We start from the raw sequence: 15376 nt of genomic DNA on the forward strand, positions 1-15376 counted from the left end.
CCCAATTAACTCTAAACGTACGACATCCAAGCTTAATAATTTCCTGTTTATATACTGTCCAGTCACCGCTTCGAACATCTATAGAATCAACAGCGTAACAGTCACGTATTAAACGCTTAACCTCGCATTCTGTTAACCATTCATTATTATCAATTTTTCTTAAAATTTCTTTTTCAAAATCATTAATCGTTTTATTTGTCATGCTCGTTCTCCAGTTGTTTTAAATTCTCAACAATTTGTTGCTGTATTTTTTCAATTTGCATCTTTAATCTAAAATTCACTGCTTGCGTAGCGTTGTTCAAACTCGAATGTAATAAATAGCTCTTTTTATTAATTCTCGTATTGTCACAATAAACACTATTTTCAGTTATTTTTGCAATTGTGAGGGTTTGTGGTTTTAATGCACTTTCGAGCGTAAACCAAATAACATCCCCCGACTTTAAATTTTTCCACTCTTCATCTGTAATCATAATCACCCCTCAGGTAGCGGTATCTCATCTGCATAAATCCAGTGAGTTATTTCATCGTTATCATGCTCAGACCATTCGCCAACATAATCATCTATCCACTCATCGAATTCAGCGTGTTCGTCATACCAGTCATATGTTGTTGACTCGCATAATTCACCACAATTATTTAAAAACCTAATACGTACTATACACAGCTTTTGAGCAATGCCGTTTTCTTTTTCTGGCACGTTATCTGGATATTTACGCCAGTTTAATTTAGTCATTATTTACTCCTAAATATTGATTCAATTTATGAATTCATAACGTTTTTAAAAATACACGACAGGAACTTGAATTACTTTAAGTTTCCCAAATGTTTCTTCAGGTATTTCCATCATTTTTTCAGCGACATATTTAAACTCATGTGCGAGATATCCGCATTGAGTTCTAATTGCATCATTATTTTCATTAACAACAAAAAACCAATTTATGCGCACCTTATTTGAGTTTTTCGGGGTTGTTAACTTTTTGAGATTTATACACTTAAAATTTAATCTATGCATTTTAAACCTCGCTTATAATTAACAATTACATTTCCACATTTGAACGGCACAATCAGAATTAAACAAGTATCAAAATTACAGTTATTGATCGACTTTTCACCGTTCGGCAATAAATACTGATAACGACCGTCGGGAACATAAATAATACAGTTTTGTCCGTGTACGTTATCACTCCACGCTTTTGTTGCAGGAGTGTATGGCAGGACCATTAACACTTGCTGACTCCATTTGTTAACTTGTTCTACTGCTTTTTGGAAAAACTCCCATTTCCGTGAAAAAGGAGGGTTGCAAAATGAGGTGATACTTGGGTTACTAGCTAAAAACCATAAATTACTCTCTAACGCATTGTTAGATTCAGTTATATAACAAGTTGCGCTATTTATTTTCACATCTTCACTTGAGCAACATACATCAGTACCAAAGCCTTTTATGTTAAGCAGTGTTAACGCATCATTGATTAATAATTCTGACGTTCGCCAGTAATCTTTATTCTGCTTCTCTGTTTGTGATTTGTTTAGAATAGCCATTTTAAAACTCTCTGATGTAGTGATTTGGGTGGGTGTCACTCTGTCGCCAACGGCGTGACTACCGTCATGTCAAACAATACGGCTTGTATATTTCAAATTAGCGGGCTAACTGCAATTGCGGACAGTGTCTCTGCTAACACTAATCATCAACGCATATACTAGACGTTATTTTTTAGCTTGCTGTTATACCTAGTTTTTTATTTAAGTTTTCAACGACAACGGCAGGTAAATTGGTTTTTGTGATATCCACTTGTATACCGTCTAAAAAGTTGACGGATTCGGGCCATATTTCTTGTAATTTTTTGAGAGTTGCACAACTATTTAAAATAGCCATAATTTCATGCTTTAAATCATTTTTTTGTTTTTCTGAGTTTTCGATCTGGTTCTGTAATGATAAAAAACGTTTTGAAAACTCATGATCTGCAGTGTACATTGGGCTCTTTTTTAATGTGTAAAAAATACGAATTGGCGGCAGTATTAGATATGCTCTTAACCCGTTAAAATAACATCCCAAGCCATCGCAAGAGTAAAAAACACCAAGATAATCAAATGGTAACTCATTAGCGCGGGCTCTTATCTCATCCGCTTCTTTGAGTTGCTCAGCAGTTACGTTATCGTTATAAACATCAAGAGCTAATTTAGATAAATTTTCATTTGCTATTTCTAGCTCTTTAGTCACTGGTGATTGTTCAATTGCATTTTTACAAATTTGCTCTTTGATAGTTTTAGTTAATCTTGTCATAATTTTTTCCTTTTAATAAAAACCGTCACTTGGACGGTTATTTGATTAATTCAGGGATATAATTTTTTACAAAACAAATAAAGGAGGACGCCATATTGCGCACATCCAAATCAATCCCCTCATAACGATAAAATGAAACTGGTAGGAATGTTTTAATTAGATAGACATCTTGATTAGCTGGTTTATAGCTTTGGAATAGATTGTAAGTGAACTTATCACAATCAAACCAATCAAGATAGCATCGCCATTGCATGCTATCGATATAGTTTTCGGCATTAAGCTGTGATGTTAATTTATGGTCAAAGATTTCATTAACCTTAATAGCATCAACCACACCAACAAATGTAACAAGCTCACCGTCAATAACGGTTTGTTTTTCTAGTTTAAATTCCTTAGCTTCTGGTAAAGCAATTTCGCAGTCTAAACCCGATAAATCAAACTTAAATCCGTCCTGTTCTACAATAGCTAGCTCATCATTATATTTAGCGGTTTCAAGCACCTTGTGAAATGCCAAACCTGCCCGCATTGCTTCAGTCGGCGGAGTTCGTTTTAATAAAAAATCAATCATATTGTCAATGGTTGATTCATCATTCAACAACCATCGACGATACGATTCTAGTTGTGTAGCCGATATTCTTATCATGCGGCAACCTCGAATAACTTATTTTCTTTGTTGAAAACAAGACCTTTTGATGTTGCAACATCAATCAGTATTTTTTTATCCAGAGGCTTGGATTGCTTCATTTCTTCTAGTTGAGAGTTAAACTCATCAACATCATTCAATGTAAACAAATGCGCCTTTAACTTTTCAAGACGCTCATTTTCAGCTTTTGCTTGTTCGGATTTTTCATTGAGTTTATCTTTGATACGTGTGATTACATCTTCTAAAAAATTAGGAGCTTCCACAAAATTAGGAATTACAATTACTTCCAACTGTGCTGGATTTTTACCAAACCCTGATGAACTTGGGTTAAAATCTAAAATTCGATTACGTTTATCATTAATTTTAATTCTCCCCATTACGTCAGCGACTTTATATATTTCGTTCTTCGATCCACCCTGTATATCAAGGCGTTCCACAATATCTTCGCCACTTTTTTGCTCATCCATATGTGCAAGCAAAATAACATCTTTACCAAACGAGTTAAGCAATTTTAACCAGCCTATAAAACTGGCTTTTAAAGCACCAAAACCCTGTAAAGATAGTTGCCCACCATAACCTTTAAACTTAGGGTTACCTTTTATTAAATGCGCTTGTAACGCATCTAATGCTCTTCCTGCCGTATCAATAACAATTGTATCGTAGGGCATTAAATCTTGTTCTGTAACACTTTCAACATCATCCCATTCCTGTATGTCCACAACATCTTTTCTAAATTGTGAACGGTACGCTCCTTTGTCAAAATCAAATAATAACGGTTTTTTGGCTGTAAACGCTGTTGATGTTTTTCCCAATCCTGGTTGGGCATATAAGCAGATAGTTAGATTGCTTACTTCAATTGGTTGTTCTGCCTTAATAATTTTTAGAGCCATGTATCACCTCATTTAAATGCGTGTCGCTTTCTTGTTTTTGAACTTGTAAATTAGCTAGTTCCGTTAAATCAACTCTGTACGCTTCTGCTATATCAATAATCATTCTTGATTGAATTGGTAGCGAGCTATATATTTCTTCCCACGTCATTATCTTTACTCCGCTGCTACTTCTAACATCCATCTAATTAGCCCAAACAGCCCTCCTAATGTCAAAATGTAGGTACAAAAAAGGGCGTACATTTGCTCGCCCCTGTTTAGTTTGTAATTTAGTCTGAATCGGTCTGTGTTATGCACATTACAGCCGACGTAATCAATCGGTATTGTGTTCATTTAGACGTCCTCAGGTCGTTTTGTGAGTGACAACCTCCAATTGATACCGTCGGTGTTTATTGCTAAAATACTGTCGCAACCATCCCACCCATCACTATCAATCCACTCATATCTAAACTTGTGAATAGAAGGTTTGCTGTCGAAAAAATATACATAACCATTACCCCCCAATACTGCCCATTTCCATTCTTCAGCAATCATCGCCCACATTTCTCGAGAAATTGGTAAAGGTGTTAATTTTTCCATTATTTACTCCTTATAATCGTTAACTACTTGCTAATTCTGTAAAAAAGCCCGCTACTAAATTCACGGGCAAACGGACTTGCATGTACTCGTCTTTCCGAGTTGTCAAAATTCGTTAGCTTAATAAAATGATTTTTTATTTTTTTCATTAAAAATAAATTCAGCTTTTTCATAACATATGAGTTTTAATGCTTTTTGAACTGAATCAGTGTCAACATCATCCCAACCAAACGCTTTCATTATTTTTTCTTCAATTTCTAGATAATCACTATCGCTGAGCTTGTCATAAAGCTCGTTTGATTGAGCTTTAATTTCTGCTTCTTTAGTGTCTTGTATTTCGACATCGCTTATCATTTTGCAATATGCTCTTCCGTAACCGTTCTCTACAGCTCTATGTAATTGCATTTTTACATCCTTACTGGCATTAGGATTGCTATTGCTTCTTGATTCCAAAACTCAAAAACAGCAGGCTCATCACTGTTCATCGGCATGAATATTTTTACTGCAGGGAATTTTGGACTGATTATTTTTCCGACTTTTAATATGTCACTGAGATATTCAGTATTAAAACCGATGACAGACGTGTGTTTTTTAGTTGAAAGCTTAGGTATTATCTTTTTATAATCAGGATAAACCCCGTCAACAACCTCAATTAACCCAACTGATAAAGTTTCATCTTTTTCTGATTTGTAAAAGATTAGTCCTTTTTGTGTGTTTATTTCTGCATAATAAAATTTTGTTGGGATTTTATCTTTTATTGATATGATTACACCTGCCTTTATTTTACTCAAATGCTTTCCAACAAAAAGCTTATGCCCGTTTGTTGCTGCTAATGTTCCGTCCTTGTCAAAGAAAAGTCCATTTAAATAGTATCTTACGTCTTGATACGCTCTAAACAATTGAGCCGACAATAATTGAGCTTTTTCAACTTTGATAATCATCTTTTTATCTCCTTTTACCTCAAACTCAAGCGCACTCTATGAATGCGCTTTGATTTGAAATTAAATAGCAACCTATTTATTAAAGAACTTGATGGCTAGTCGATCTCTGTCCGAGGCTAGGAGTGATTAAGTCGCTCACCCGATGCGTACTGCTGTGATTGCTATCAAAACCGCTGTACTTTCATATGCCTCAGCTAGCTACTTGAATCCCACTTAACTAATTAAGTAACTCTCGGTATTGCTTAATTGCTTTGTTAAGTTGATTTGTTTTGATGTGATAATAATAACTTTTGTTATCAAACTTGTCAATAACAAAAGTTATCAAAGTTTAAATAAAAGTTATCGTTTGCTTGTTTTTTGAACGATGCGACACTTTAAAATTGTGCTGGGGAATTTTAGGCGTGAAAAAACCCGCATAAGCGGGCGGGGTTAGTTGTTTAAATATGTTAATTATAATTCTTCATTTGTGTACCAGCGGCATTAAATATATGGTCGTAATACGTTGACATATCTTCCATGCTATTAATGTTGTATATTGAGTCCGCATAACTATCTATAAGATTTAATTGTGGTATTAATTTTTTATCTTGTTGACTGTCAACGCTAGCGTAAATTACAAATGAATTAACATTTCCAGATAATATGCTTTTGGCTTTCGAGATTGTTATAGCTTTCAAGGCTGATTCCCCTGTTTTTTGTTTGTTATTGTCAGTTCTTAAATCAAGAGTTTCAGTTAAGTGGTAAGCGCCATTTTTGAGCAATAATTCAGCATATATACCTTCACCTTCAGCTATTGGATAATTTGTTACTACTCTATGGTTTGAAATATCAGATAGGTCTCTTCCTAAAATGCCGGCTTTATCAAATATATTCTTTAATTGTGTGATAATTCTTTTATTTTGAGTGTTCCTTTTTTGTAATCGGGGCGACGTGACGTATTTTTCAAACAAAATATCAACTTGTTTTTCATAGGTCATACTTTCCCTTAAAGTAAACATTCCTGGGCTTGATATAACTATTGAACCAGAGAATAGCTTATAGAAATTTTCAGAGTCTGTGTTTAATTGATATAACCAATTAAGATCTTCTGTAAAATCTTGTAATGATTCTAACGTTAAATTTTTTGTTATGGCTTGTATTTTGTTTTTCTGTTGAAGCGTTCTAATATCTAGGCTGTCATTAAGATAAATAATAATACCAACATTAATAATCTCACCTTTAACATGATCAGGCGATAGCCTTATAATGCTATATTTATATTGATTCATTTTTTATCTCCTCTATAACCAAATCAATTTTACTTAATCTAGCTGGACTTTGCCACCAATCAATTAAATTAATTTTTAACTCCTCATTAACCCACTGGCTTGGCATTTTGCTAAAAATATCTTCAATTGTACTTACATCTATTGATTTTAATTTATCTAATATTTTTAGTGCGCTTTTTGTGTATTCATCTTTTATTTCCGTTATTTTTTTTATGTAACTCCAAGAATTCGATGTGTTACAATCTGGGAACGCGCTAAGGTCTACCTCTTTTGGCCAACCTAAAACAAGTGATGATAGACTGAAGTCAAAAGCTTGAATATCAAATGAATTACTTCTATTTTCAACATACAAATAATTATTAATATGTCGATCTATATTGTAAATAAATAAATCAAAAGCATGTATGGCCCATAATTGTTTTTTAAAGTGTTCACTTGCTTTTCTTATTCTCTTTAACCAACTTGATCCATCTAAAATGGTTTTATTACAAGCTAACTCTATTCTTGAACCAAAATAGTAATTGTTATTATTTTTATCTAATAATATTTTATAGTTAGGAATAGGGAGCCCGCAAATTTCAGCTAAATTTGAACACAACCATTCAGCGGCAGGGATCTGATCTGGGTTAGGAACTGAAACATGTCCGTTGCAACCATCATGAATACCTTTTGCAGCATATTCTTGCCCATCATCAGCAATAACAAACATTTTTAAATGAGCTGTATTAGTATTAGCTGGTGCCTTGTCTATTATTTCTAAAGCAAACAACGAACTTTGTTCCATAGTTATTCCTTACCTTATTTCATTTATCTATTTTGTTATATTCAAAAACCGCTTCGGCGGTTTTGCGCAATGCTTACTTTTAAGCTGTAACATCATGGACATCAATAAATCTCGACGATTTAACAATAGCTGCTACATACATAACTGTATCAACTAAATCATCATTGATTGTAATTGGAGGATGATCTTGATTAATACTAGTGAATCGATATTCAGAATCCCGATAATACTCAAGTTTTTTTATCATATTTCTCCCATCTCGTAGTCGTACAAATACCTCATCGCCCGACGCTGGCATAACTGCAGGTTCGATAACAACAAACTCTCCAGAATTAATTCTCGGAAACATCGAATCCCCCTTAACTCGCAATCCAAACGCGCTGGGATCGTCACTATAAAATTTTAAATACCCATTTAAAGATTCGTCCATTTCAAAAGATCCATTAGCGCCCATCACAGCCTCTCCCTTAACCTTTACTACTCCGTTTTTAACTGTACCTATAAATTCAAATCGTTGATCCTCCAGCCCTGAATCCCCGTTTCCTGATGATAGCCACTCTAAATTCACCTGTAGAGCCTGAGCTAACTCAGATATTTTTCGAAAACTTTTTGATTCACCAGCCACTAATTTTCTGATTGCTGGCTGAGAAACATTAACAGCCCTAGCTAAATCGTGCTGTGATAAACCAGATTTATCAAATGCAATTTTAAAACGTTCATTAAATGTATTCATAGGACCTCCTTATGCCCTGATTATATAACTATTGTTATAAAAAATAAAAAAACAAATGTTATCACGCTGTTGACTAAATCAATAACTTTAGTTATCATTAATTTATTTTCAATTTAGGGGGCAAAAATGGAACCGTTAAAAAAAGCAATAACTACAGTAGGAGGGCAGAGAGAATTAGCTCGAATCTGTGGAGTTAGTCAGGTGGCAGTAAGTAAATGGCTGAATGGCGTCAGTAAAATCGGAGAGGACAAGGCGATTTTGCTGGAGCATGCGCTGAACGGGTTAGTAACGTGTGAGGAGCTTCGCCCTGATGTCAACTGGTCAGTAATTCGAGGGCGATCATGAGTACATTGAACGATGAAAACACACGCAGCCAATGCACAAAAATATTAAACCATTTGCAAAGAGGTAAGACCATTAATCCATTACAAGCATTGAATCAATATGATTGCTTTAGGCTAGGTGCGCGTATTTATGACTTAAAAAAACGTGGTCATTCAATAGATAGCCGCATGGTAAAAAGCCGAAACGGCAAGAAATATGCTGAATATTCGATGAGGGTTAATTGATGAATAAGTTTATATCTAACTCATTTCAAGTTCCCAACGCTGTTATTGATGAATTAATGGCTGATATGTCAGCTAATGCGTTACGTTGTTATTTACTGATTACTCGCAAAACCACGGGGTGGGGCAAAACAAGCGATAAAATCAGCATATCTCAATTTATGCAATATTTAGGGATAAAAGACAAGAGAACTGTTTATGCAGCTCTATCTGAATTAACAAATTTAGGTTTGATCAATGCAATTAAAAACAATGGTGAGATTACTGAATATTCACTAGTGTTGGAAACGTCAGAACCAGTGACAAAAAATGCAGGTACAAAAAATGCTACTGGTAGCAAAAAATGCATAGAACCAGTGACAAAAAATGTTACTACCACCAGTGACAAAAAATGTCACTCTACAAAAGACACTATTAAAAACAATATTACAAAAGAAAATAATATTGATTTTGATTTAGTCATGGATGCATACAACGATGCTGTAGAAAACAGATTGCCACAGATTCAAAAAATGACTACTGCAAGAAAAAACGCAGTGAAGAAATTACTCAAAGAGCTTGATCAACCAACATTCCAAAACTTGGCTAATTATTTTTATGATTTTGTGGACCAAGCACAACCATTTTACTTTGGTGAAAACGATCGAGGCTGGCGTGCTGATTTTGATTACATCATAAAACCAAGTACATACCTGAAAGTTGTGGAGGGTACGCTATGAACGTGATCCCACATGACTTAGTTGCTGAACAAGCTGTGCTTGGCTCAATGATGTTAGATTTTCAATCAGACCGCTGCCAAAAAGCAATCTATTCATTGAAGCCAGAATCATTCTACAGCAGACATCATCAAGTTATTTTTGCTGAAATGCTTGAATTAAATCGTAAAAATTACCCAATTGATCTGATTACTTTGTCAGACAGTATGGAAGCAAAAGGAACTTTGAAAGATTGCGGTGGTTTAGCTTATCTGGCTGAATTATCCAAAAATACGCCGTCGATGATCAACGTTACAGCCTATGCTGGAATCGTTCGAGATAAAGCGATAGAACGCTACACATTGCAAAAATTAAACGACTGTAGCGCTATGATTTTTGAGAAATCAAATTTATCTACTAGCGACAAAATATCAGCTATTCATGCGTTATTTACACAAATTGATGACTATAACAAAACTGGTAAAACAACTGGACTTAAGTCGTTAAAAACAATTGCTGATAAATGGACCGAAACCCTTGGACAACGATTAGAAAACGCAGATAGTGCGCGTGGCTTATCAACTGGAATCAAAGCACTGGATGAAAAATTATCGCCTAAAGGGCTTGTTCGAGGCTCGCTGTTTGTGGTTGGTGCTCGTCCAAAAATGGGTAAAACAACTTTTGAAATAAACATGGCTCGTCATTGCGCTATGAATGAGAAATTACCTGTACTGATGTTTTCGTTAGAAATGCAAGATGAACAGATGCTTGAAAACATTTTAGCTCAAGAATCAGCGGTAAATAGCAATATTTTCTATGACGGTGGACTAGGTTCTGATTCAGAGTTTGCGCGCGTTATGCATCATCTCAACGAATTATCAAACACCGATAACATTTACATTGACGACACACCTGCGATCACACTGTCGCATATCCGTTCAGAAGCTCGACGAATGGCGAGGGAAAAGGGACAAATAGGCATGATCATGGTCGATTATCTAACTCTAATGGAGAAAGAAAAAACTGGTGATGATACACGAAACGATTTGGCGTACGGAGCTATCACAAAAGGGCTTAAAGCATTGGCAAAAGAGCTTAACTGTATAGTTGTCATGCTAACACAATTAAATCGGAATCTCGAATCAAGAGCAGATAAACGACCAATACCAAGCGACAGCAGAGATACGGGACAAATTGAGCAAGATTGCGACTACTGGGTGGGTATTTATCGTGATGCTGTTTACAACGACAACGCAGATAAAAACTTAATGGAAATTAACGTTGCGTTAAACAGGCACGGGTCAGGAAATTTTACTGTTTTTGCGGGTATTAGTAATGGTCGTATTTATGAAGTGGATCAGCTCGAATCACAAGCTAGAGCAAACCCAGAACCAGTGAGGCGAGAACGCAAATATGCAAAAACAGCTAGTTAACCACTGCCCTCAGGGGCGCTATCACATGCTAGAAAAAATAGCGTACGACTATGTGAGAGCGATAAATACCGAGGGAGCTAATAAATCAAAAATTAAATTAGAACTATCTGAAAAGGTTAAAAAATATTCAGAAGAAGATAAGACAAAATTAAGGGAGTTAATACGAAAATGGCTTACAAAATAACAGCAATAATTATAAAAGACGGGCACCAACCGATAAATTGGACTCATTTTACTAATGAAGAATTAACAGTCGAACAATGCATTGAAAAGCTATCAAACGGTAAAAAGAATTCTTTTGGGTGGAAAGTAAACGAGCTAATTCAGCTTGATAATTTTGAGTGTGTGAGAGTATAAGTGATGACTAAATTAACACAGCAAGAGCTGAATTAGATGGGGGATCGGGTGATGAGTGACAACGTAAAAAATCCAAAACACTATCAAATCATCAGCGGTGTTGAATCTATCGATATTATCGCACGTTGTATGACAGTTGAGCAATTTAGCGGTTTTTGCCTCGGTAACATTCTGAAATATCGAATCAGAGCAGGTAAAAAAGATGTGTTAGAGCAAGACATTGCAAAAGCGAATGAGTACGAGAAGATTTTTGAGAGTAAAAAATGTTTATGTATTGATTGGGGAGTTACCAATGATTAAAGAATTTCGTTTAACACATGAAACAGCACGCGCTACAGCGATTAACGTAATAAATCAATTACCAGTTGATAGCGAGCATCCGCTAAGAATTGTGATTGATGAAGAAAAGCGCAGTAACGCTCAAAATCGCATGATGTGGGCTGTTTTGAATGATATTGCTAAGCAAGTGGTTTGGAATGGCGAGAAATTAATGGCAGAAGAATGGAAACATCTAATCACAGCTAACCTACACGGTCAAAAATGTGTAAAGGGTATCCAGGGCGGACTGGTGTTTATGGGGCAATCAACAAGAAAAATGAATAAAAAAGAATTTGCTGATGTAGTGACTTGTGCCGAACAGTTTGGGGCTGAAAACGGCGTTATATTTAGCGCTGATGCTCAAGAGGCAATCAAACTAGCAGAACAGTACAAAGACCAATTATCAAAGGTGGCATAATGAAGAACAAACACAAAGAACAACTGAAACGATACGATGATACAGAACAGGAATTAGAGCGAGCAATAGCAATAGTTAGAGAGCAACGCAGAGAATACATTAATCAGCATAATTTAAATAGAGTTAACAATGAGCAGACTAACTAAAGAAGCGCGCGGTAGAGAGTGCACGGTTCGATTGCCGTGTTGCAATCATAACCCAGAAACCACGGTACTAGCGCATTATCGACTAGCAGGAACGTGTGGCGTAGGTATGAAGCCGAATGATTTGCAGGGGGCTTGGGCGTGCTCAGCTTGTCATGATGAAATCGACCGCAGGACAAGAAATCATGAGTATGAATTCGTTAGATTAGCGCACGCTGAGGGTGTAATTAGAACTCAGGACACACTAATCAAAGAGGGGAAGATTAAATTATGAGACCAGCAACTTTTGCACTCGGTAGATTGAAATCTGGGCAAATGAATAAAACTGAAACTGAATACTATCAGTATCTAAAAACGCTTGAACAAGCTAACGAAATAATTTGGTTTAAATTTGAGGGCTTAAAATTCAAATTAGCAAATAACACAACATACACTCCCGATTTTGTGGTGATGAATAAAGATGGATTAATTGAATTGCACGAAGTTAAGGGGTTTTGGATGGATGACGCAAGGGTAAAAATAAAAGTGGCTGCCGACATGTATCCGTTTAAGTTTTTAGCGATAAAAAAGAAAGCGAAAAAACTAGGTGGCGGTTGGGAAATTGAAGAGTTTTAAGGATAACAAATGCTAGCAGAATATGTATACGTTGATGATGAGCCAGAAAAAATTATCAAGCAGATTAAAAGCGTGAGATTTAAAGCTGATTATGATATTACCGAGGTTTGCACACGATTCGGTAACTGGTCTAGAAAAAATTTATATTTAAAGCAAAATACACCATCTTATTATCACTCTCAACCAAAAAAAATGAAAGAGGTTTGTTCTGATGATGATGCTAAAGTAATTAATCAAGCTTTTTTGTCTATTTTAGTTTTAAGCGGTCAGCAATCAAAAGATATTTATGACACGCTTATATTATCTTATTTTGGTGAAAAGCAGGTAATTACGGATTATATAGCGACGGAGGGTTATGTAAGAAACGAATGGAAAAAGCATGCAAGTGGCATTCATGATGTGCCGTGTAAACAACTATCTAAAGGCATTAGAGTTGACAACATCTATATAGTTAAACCTCAGTCAGTACAAGATATAGCAAGAAAACTTAATACAAACTGGAATGCGGTAGACAAGCTAAAAAAAAGAGGTGAAGACTACTTGCGAGGTTATTTTGCATCTTTAAAAGTTCAGTCTGGATTTGAGTTAGAGATAGTTAAAGACAGAATTATTTAATAGCACAAAAGCGGTTTTTTAAAAAAAAATCTTGATTTCTTAAGAGCGCAGTGGTATAAAGTACCCAGACTGGAATTTTTGTATCCAAACTGTTTTTAAATAGAAGCCCGACTTTAATGAGTTGGGCTTTTTTATTCTAATTTTGTAATTTTTATATTAAACTGCGCGCTTTCTAAGCGCAGGTAATATTAAATTATGAAAAAAATAGCTTTAATTTTGGTTTTATTTTTATTATTCCCGTCGATTTCAAATGCGAAAAATTGTCGAATCGAAACGTATTCAGTGGCACCAACGCCAAAACCGAATAAATTAAAATCACTACCAACATCCGATCTAGTTACAATTAGTAATCGAAATTTTGACAATGCAAAAACTCAACTTACTAAGGTGTACAGGTCAAATCCCACGCAAACCGAATTTTATTGCGGATGTAAATTCAGTTTTAACAATAAAAAAGGTGTTGTTGATTTTAGTAAATGCGGTTATAAGTCAAGAAAAAATTTAAATAGAGCGTCTCGTATTGAGTGGGAGCATGTCATGCCAGCCGAAAATTTTGGGCGTCATCTGCAATGTTGGCGAGACGGTGGACGTAAAGCGTGTAAAAAAGATATTACTTTTAATAAAATGGCAGGCGACATGCACAACTTGCAACCAGCAATTGGCGAAGTTAACGGTGACCGTTCTAATTATAGATATTCGCAATTCACTAATCAATTTAATCAGTATGGACAATGTCAATCAGCAGTTGATTTTAAAGCTCGTAAATTCCAACCTCGTGACGAAATTAGAGGAATAATAGCGCGCACATATCTCTATATGTCTGATAAATACAAAATTAATTTATCTAATCAAGAAGAAAAGTTGATGACGGCATGGGATAAAATGTTTCCACCCAAAAAATGGGAATGTGAACGCAACAAGCTAATAGAAAAAATTCAGGGTAATGATAACAAATTTATTACAGAGCAATGTAATAAAGAAAGCCTCAATTAAGAAGCTTAGCTTGTGGAATATCTAAGCTTTTACTTTAACTCCTCGTTTTTGGTCGCTTTTTTGATTGATTTCAACTCTTGATTGCAGAAATACTTGACTAATTTAGATAAATACATTATTATCTAATTGCGTTTGAGGTAACTCACTTTCTATACGGTGATCGGGGGTAACCTTAATATTCAGTGGTGGTACACTGACCCTTTAAGGCTCTTAATTGAGCCTTAATTCTTTATAACTGCTTACGATTTAATCAAACCGCTTAATTGCGGTTTTTTTATACCCAAATTTCACGCATGTCGGCGACATTGATGTCGTCAACATCTACAGAATCGACAGCAAAGCTAGACACACACATAACTAACATTTAGCTAGTACGCTGTCACATCATTAACTAACAAGAATATTTATTATGGAAAAATACACTTCACCGATTTCCTATTTCTGGGGTGTTTTATGCACGCTTTTAGGTGCGCTTAGCTTAAATGATATTGCCATTATTGTCGGTATTATTTTATCAATAGCGACATTTATCATTAACTGGTTGTATAAACGCCGAGACTTTTATCATAAAAAAAACTTGCGAGAACAATACTATGAAAAACACAACAAGGATAGCGACGAGTGCGATTTGTAGTGTTTCAGCAATAATTGCTATTGTTCTTGCTAATTATCAGGCTGAAATCAGAACAAGCAAGGCGGGGCTTGAAATAATCGGTAACGCTGAATCATGCGCAAGAGAGCCATATTATTGTCCTGCTAATGTGTTAACAGTAGGTATCGGCTCAACGGGTAACATTCAGCAAAAAGCTTACACAGACGAGGAAATAGCGGAGCGTTGGGTTGGTGATATCAAAACTGCGGAGCGGTGTGTCAATCGCTACGCTAATGGTTTTCATTTGCCTCAACCTGTTTTTGATGCTGTGACGTCGATTACGTTTAATTGCGGTTGTTCAAACATGAAGAAATCAACGATGTATAAACATCTGAACAACGGTGATTATAAAGCAGCTTGTAATGAGTTTCCGAAATGGAATAAAGCAGGCGGTAAAGTACTGAATGGCTTAGTAATCAGGCGAGAAAAGGAGAAAGCGTTATGTCTATCTTATGCTT

The 15376-nt window shown here is 35.5% G+C and carries 29 protein-coding genes; 15 read left to right on the forward strand and 14 right to left on the reverse strand.

The genetic code is table 11. The features are described 5' to 3' along the window. From A9G48_RS05045 to A9G48_RS05110, 14 genes are all read right to left on the reverse strand, one after another. Positions 1–202: hypothetical protein (locus A9G48_RS05045; RefSeq protein ID WP_141672961.1), on the reverse strand; the 202-nt coding region annotated here is incomplete at its 3' end. Further along, entirely contained in the window at positions 192–470 is a 279-nt protein-coding gene (locus A9G48_RS05050; RefSeq protein ID WP_065575877.1) for a hypothetical protein, read from the reverse strand. The genes A9G48_RS05045 and A9G48_RS05050, both read right to left, overlap by 11 nt. Before the next feature lie 2 nt (positions 471–472). Beyond that, positions 473–733: a hypothetical protein gene (locus tag A9G48_RS05055; RefSeq protein WP_065575878.1), complete on the reverse strand. Its 261-nt coding sequence runs from the start codon at positions 731–733 to the stop codon at positions 473–475. A 266-nt stretch (positions 734–999) separates the two neighbouring features. Next, positions 1000–1539: a DNA N-6-adenine-methyltransferase gene (locus A9G48_RS05065; RefSeq protein WP_065575880.1), complete on the reverse strand. Its 540-nt coding sequence runs from the start codon at positions 1537–1539 to the stop codon at positions 1000–1002. Positions 1540–1711: 172 nt separating this feature from the next. Then, positions 1712–2281 (reverse strand): Nmad5 family putative nucleotide modification protein, encoded by a 570-nt coding sequence (locus tag A9G48_RS11165; protein ID WP_081299243.1) that lies wholly within the window; start codon positions 2279–2281, stop codon positions 1712–1714. 37 nt (positions 2282–2318) lie between these two features. Beyond that, entirely contained in the window at positions 2319–2924 is a 606-nt protein-coding gene (locus A9G48_RS05075) for a hypothetical protein (RefSeq protein ID WP_065575881.1), read from the reverse strand. Beyond that, positions 2921–3814, reverse strand: coding sequence for an ATP-binding protein (locus A9G48_RS05080; RefSeq protein WP_065575882.1), 894 nt, complete (start codon positions 3812–3814; stop codon positions 2921–2923). The genes A9G48_RS05075 and A9G48_RS05080 overlap by 4 nt, the downstream gene beginning before the upstream one ends. After that, positions 3795–3962: a hypothetical protein gene (locus tag A9G48_RS11560; RefSeq protein ID WP_176701994.1), complete on the reverse strand. Its 168-nt coding sequence runs from the start codon at positions 3960–3962 to the stop codon at positions 3795–3797. The genes A9G48_RS05080 and A9G48_RS11560 overlap by 20 nt, the downstream gene beginning before the upstream one ends. A 182-nt stretch (positions 3963–4144) precedes the next feature. Further along, positions 4145–4390, reverse strand: coding sequence for a hypothetical protein (locus A9G48_RS05085; RefSeq protein WP_065575883.1), 246 nt, complete (start codon positions 4388–4390; stop codon positions 4145–4147). A gap of 117 nt (positions 4391–4507) precedes the next feature. Continuing rightward, on the reverse strand, positions 4508–4792 hold the full coding sequence (locus tag A9G48_RS05090) for a hypothetical protein (RefSeq protein WP_065575884.1): 285 nt from the start codon (positions 4790–4792) through the stop codon (positions 4508–4510). A 2-nt stretch (positions 4793–4794) separates the two neighbouring features. Further along, on the reverse strand, positions 4795–5328 hold the full coding sequence (locus A9G48_RS05095; RefSeq protein WP_065575885.1) for a hypothetical protein: 534 nt from the start codon (positions 5326–5328) through the stop codon (positions 4795–4797). Positions 5329–5774: 446 nt separating this feature from the next. Then, positions 5775–6596 (reverse strand): DUF3037 domain-containing protein, encoded by an 822-nt coding sequence (locus tag A9G48_RS05100; protein ID WP_065575886.1) that lies wholly within the window; start codon positions 6594–6596, stop codon positions 5775–5777. After that, positions 6583–7380, reverse strand: a complete 798-nt coding sequence (locus A9G48_RS05105; protein WP_065575887.1) for a HipA family kinase — start codon at positions 7378–7380, stop codon at positions 6583–6585. The genes A9G48_RS05100 and A9G48_RS05105 overlap by 14 nt, the downstream gene beginning before the upstream one ends. A gap of 79 nt (positions 7381–7459) precedes the next feature. After that, positions 7460–8113, reverse strand: coding sequence for a LexA family transcriptional regulator (locus tag A9G48_RS05110; protein WP_065569015.1), 654 nt, complete (start codon positions 8111–8113; stop codon positions 7460–7462). Between the two features lie 126 nt (positions 8114–8239). Here A9G48_RS05110 and A9G48_RS12160 point away from each other — a divergent pair, with 126 nt between their 5' ends. The 15 genes from A9G48_RS12160 to A9G48_RS05175 form a co-directional block, all read left to right on the forward strand. Beyond that, on the forward strand, positions 8240–8458 hold the full coding sequence (locus tag A9G48_RS12160; RefSeq protein ID WP_065569016.1) for a transcriptional regulator: 219 nt from the start codon (positions 8240–8242) through the stop codon (positions 8456–8458). Continuing rightward, positions 8455–8682, forward strand: coding sequence for a helix-turn-helix domain-containing protein (locus tag A9G48_RS05120; protein WP_065569017.1), 228 nt, complete (start codon positions 8455–8457; stop codon positions 8680–8682). Before A9G48_RS12160 ends, A9G48_RS05120 begins: the two co-directional genes overlap by 4 nt. Beyond that, positions 8682–9398, forward strand: a complete 717-nt coding sequence (locus A9G48_RS11370) for a replication protein (protein WP_065575888.1) — start codon at positions 8682–8684, stop codon at positions 9396–9398. The genes A9G48_RS05120 and A9G48_RS11370 overlap by 1 nt, the downstream gene beginning before the upstream one ends. Next, entirely contained in the window at positions 9395–10807 is a 1413-nt protein-coding gene (locus tag A9G48_RS05130) for a replicative DNA helicase (protein ID WP_065569019.1), read from the forward strand. The genes A9G48_RS11370 and A9G48_RS05130 overlap by 4 nt, the downstream gene beginning before the upstream one ends. Beyond that, the gene (locus tag A9G48_RS05135) at positions 10788–10991 is read left to right on the forward strand and encodes a hypothetical protein (protein ID WP_065575889.1); all 204 of its coding nucleotides are present in this window, start codon (positions 10788–10790) and stop codon (positions 10989–10991) included. Before A9G48_RS05130 ends, A9G48_RS05135 begins: the two co-directional genes overlap by 20 nt. Continuing rightward, positions 10976–11164 (forward strand): DUF1187 family protein, encoded by a 189-nt coding sequence (locus tag A9G48_RS05140; protein WP_065575890.1) that lies wholly within the window; start codon positions 10976–10978, stop codon positions 11162–11164. The genes A9G48_RS05135 and A9G48_RS05140 overlap by 16 nt, the downstream gene beginning before the upstream one ends. Positions 11165–11215: 51 nt before the next feature. Continuing rightward, positions 11216–11464: a DUF3310 domain-containing protein gene (locus A9G48_RS05145; RefSeq protein ID WP_218057808.1), complete on the forward strand. Its 249-nt coding sequence runs from the start codon at positions 11216–11218 to the stop codon at positions 11462–11464. Further along, entirely contained in the window at positions 11457–11900 is a 444-nt protein-coding gene (locus tag A9G48_RS05150) for a recombination protein NinB (RefSeq protein ID WP_065575892.1), read from the forward strand. Before A9G48_RS05145 ends, A9G48_RS05150 begins: the two co-directional genes overlap by 8 nt. Beyond that, positions 11900–12046: a hypothetical protein gene (locus tag A9G48_RS11565; RefSeq protein WP_176701995.1), complete on the forward strand. Its 147-nt coding sequence runs from the start codon at positions 11900–11902 to the stop codon at positions 12044–12046. Before A9G48_RS05150 ends, A9G48_RS11565 begins: the two co-directional genes overlap by 1 nt. Further along, positions 12030–12317, forward strand: coding sequence for a DUF1364 domain-containing protein (locus tag A9G48_RS05155; protein ID WP_065575893.1), 288 nt, complete (start codon positions 12030–12032; stop codon positions 12315–12317). Before A9G48_RS11565 ends, A9G48_RS05155 begins: the two co-directional genes overlap by 17 nt. Then, complete coding sequence (locus A9G48_RS05160; RefSeq protein ID WP_065575894.1) at positions 12314–12658, forward strand: DUF1064 domain-containing protein; 345 nt, start codon at positions 12314–12316, stop codon at positions 12656–12658. Before A9G48_RS05155 ends, A9G48_RS05160 begins: the two co-directional genes overlap by 4 nt. A 9-nt stretch (positions 12659–12667) precedes the next feature. Then, a complete protein-coding gene (locus A9G48_RS05165) occupies positions 12668–13273 on the forward strand; it encodes a hypothetical protein (protein ID WP_065575895.1) in 606 nt (201 codons plus the stop codon). A 195-nt stretch (positions 13274–13468) separates the two neighbouring features. Further along, positions 13469–14266: an endonuclease gene (locus A9G48_RS05170; protein ID WP_081299245.1), complete on the forward strand. Its 798-nt coding sequence runs from the start codon at positions 13469–13471 to the stop codon at positions 14264–14266. Positions 14267–14675: 409 nt separating this feature from the next. Further along, complete coding sequence (locus A9G48_RS11180) at positions 14676–14900, forward strand: phage holin family protein (RefSeq protein ID WP_081299246.1); 225 nt, start codon at positions 14676–14678, stop codon at positions 14898–14900. Further along, the coding region (locus tag A9G48_RS05175) for a lysozyme (RefSeq protein ID WP_065575896.1) at positions 14860–15376 on the forward strand (517 nt) is incomplete at its 3' end. The genes A9G48_RS11180 and A9G48_RS05175, both read left to right, overlap by 41 nt.

The organism is Gilliamella sp. wkB18, assembly GCF_001690875.1.
Taxonomy (GTDB): domain Bacteria; phylum Pseudomonadota; class Gammaproteobacteria; order Enterobacterales; family Orbaceae; genus Gilliamella; species Gilliamella apicola_A.

Bases quoted from the DNA above. Each gene is read 5' to 3' on its own strand.
- A9G48_RS05090 (WP_065575884.1), bottom strand. From the start codon at position 4,792: ATGCAATTACATAGAGCTGTAGAGAACGGTTACGGAAGAGCATATTGC.
- A9G48_RS05100 (WP_065575886.1), bottom strand. From the start codon at position 6,596: ATGAATCAATATAAATATAGCATTATAAGGCTATCGCCTGATCATGTT.
- A9G48_RS11565 (WP_176701995.1), top strand. From the start codon at position 11,900: ATGAAGAACAAACACAAAGAACAACTGAAACGATACGATGATACAGAA.
- A9G48_RS12160 (WP_065569016.1), top strand. From the start codon at position 8,240: ATGGAACCGTTAAAAAAAGCAATAACTACAGTAGGAGGGCAGAGAGAA.
- A9G48_RS11560 (WP_176701994.1), bottom strand. From the start codon at position 3,962: ATGACGTGGGAAGAAATATATAGCTCGCTACCAATTCAATCAAGAATG.
- A9G48_RS05120 (WP_065569017.1), top strand. From the start codon at position 8,455: ATGAGTACATTGAACGATGAAAACACACGCAGCCAATGCACAAAAATA.
- A9G48_RS05095 (WP_065575885.1), bottom strand. From the start codon at position 5,328: ATGATTATCAAAGTTGAAAAAGCTCAATTATTGTCGGCTCAATTGTTT.
- A9G48_RS05085 (WP_065575883.1), bottom strand. From the start codon at position 4,390: ATGGAAAAATTAACACCTTTACCAATTTCTCGAGAAATGTGGGCGATG.
- A9G48_RS11180 (WP_081299246.1), top strand. From the start codon at position 14,676: ATGGAAAAATACACTTCACCGATTTCCTATTTCTGGGGTGTTTTATGC.
- A9G48_RS11165 (WP_081299243.1), bottom strand. From the start codon at position 2,281: ATGACAAGATTAACTAAAACTATCAAAGAGCAAATTTGTAAAAATGCA.
- A9G48_RS05165 (WP_065575895.1), top strand. From the start codon at position 12,668: ATGCTAGCAGAATATGTATACGTTGATGATGAGCCAGAAAAAATTATC.
- A9G48_RS05110 (WP_065569015.1), bottom strand. From the start codon at position 8,113: ATGAATACATTTAATGAACGTTTTAAAATTGCATTTGATAAATCTGGT.
- A9G48_RS05105 (WP_065575887.1), bottom strand. From the start codon at position 7,380: ATGGAACAAAGTTCGTTGTTTGCTTTAGAAATAATAGACAAGGCACCA.
- A9G48_RS05135 (WP_065575889.1), top strand. From the start codon at position 10,788: ATGCAAAAACAGCTAGTTAACCACTGCCCTCAGGGGCGCTATCACATG.
- A9G48_RS05160 (WP_065575894.1), top strand. From the start codon at position 12,314: ATGAGACCAGCAACTTTTGCACTCGGTAGATTGAAATCTGGGCAAATG.
- A9G48_RS05145 (WP_218057808.1), top strand. From the start codon at position 11,216: ATGAGTGACAACGTAAAAAATCCAAAACACTATCAAATCATCAGCGGT.
- A9G48_RS05050 (WP_065575877.1), bottom strand. From the start codon at position 470: ATGATTACAGATGAAGAGTGGAAAAATTTAAAGTCGGGGGATGTTATT.
- A9G48_RS05140 (WP_065575890.1), top strand. From the start codon at position 10,976: ATGGCTTACAAAATAACAGCAATAATTATAAAAGACGGGCACCAACCG.
- A9G48_RS05150 (WP_065575892.1), top strand. From the start codon at position 11,457: ATGATTAAAGAATTTCGTTTAACACATGAAACAGCACGCGCTACAGCG.
- A9G48_RS05075 (WP_065575881.1), bottom strand. From the start codon at position 2,924: ATGATAAGAATATCGGCTACACAACTAGAATCGTATCGTCGATGGTTG.
- A9G48_RS05065 (WP_065575880.1), bottom strand. From the start codon at position 1,539: ATGGCTATTCTAAACAAATCACAAACAGAGAAGCAGAATAAAGATTAC.
- A9G48_RS11370 (WP_065575888.1), top strand. From the start codon at position 8,682: ATGAATAAGTTTATATCTAACTCATTTCAAGTTCCCAACGCTGTTATT.
- A9G48_RS05155 (WP_065575893.1), top strand. From the start codon at position 12,030: ATGAGCAGACTAACTAAAGAAGCGCGCGGTAGAGAGTGCACGGTTCGA.
- A9G48_RS05130 (WP_065569019.1), top strand. From the start codon at position 9,395: ATGAACGTGATCCCACATGACTTAGTTGCTGAACAAGCTGTGCTTGGC.
- A9G48_RS05080 (WP_065575882.1), bottom strand. From the start codon at position 3,814: ATGGCTCTAAAAATTATTAAGGCAGAACAACCAATTGAAGTAAGCAAT.
- A9G48_RS05170 (WP_081299245.1), top strand. From the start codon at position 13,469: ATGAAAAAAATAGCTTTAATTTTGGTTTTATTTTTATTATTCCCGTCG.
- A9G48_RS05055 (WP_065575878.1), bottom strand. From the start codon at position 733: ATGACTAAATTAAACTGGCGTAAATATCCAGATAACGTGCCAGAAAAA.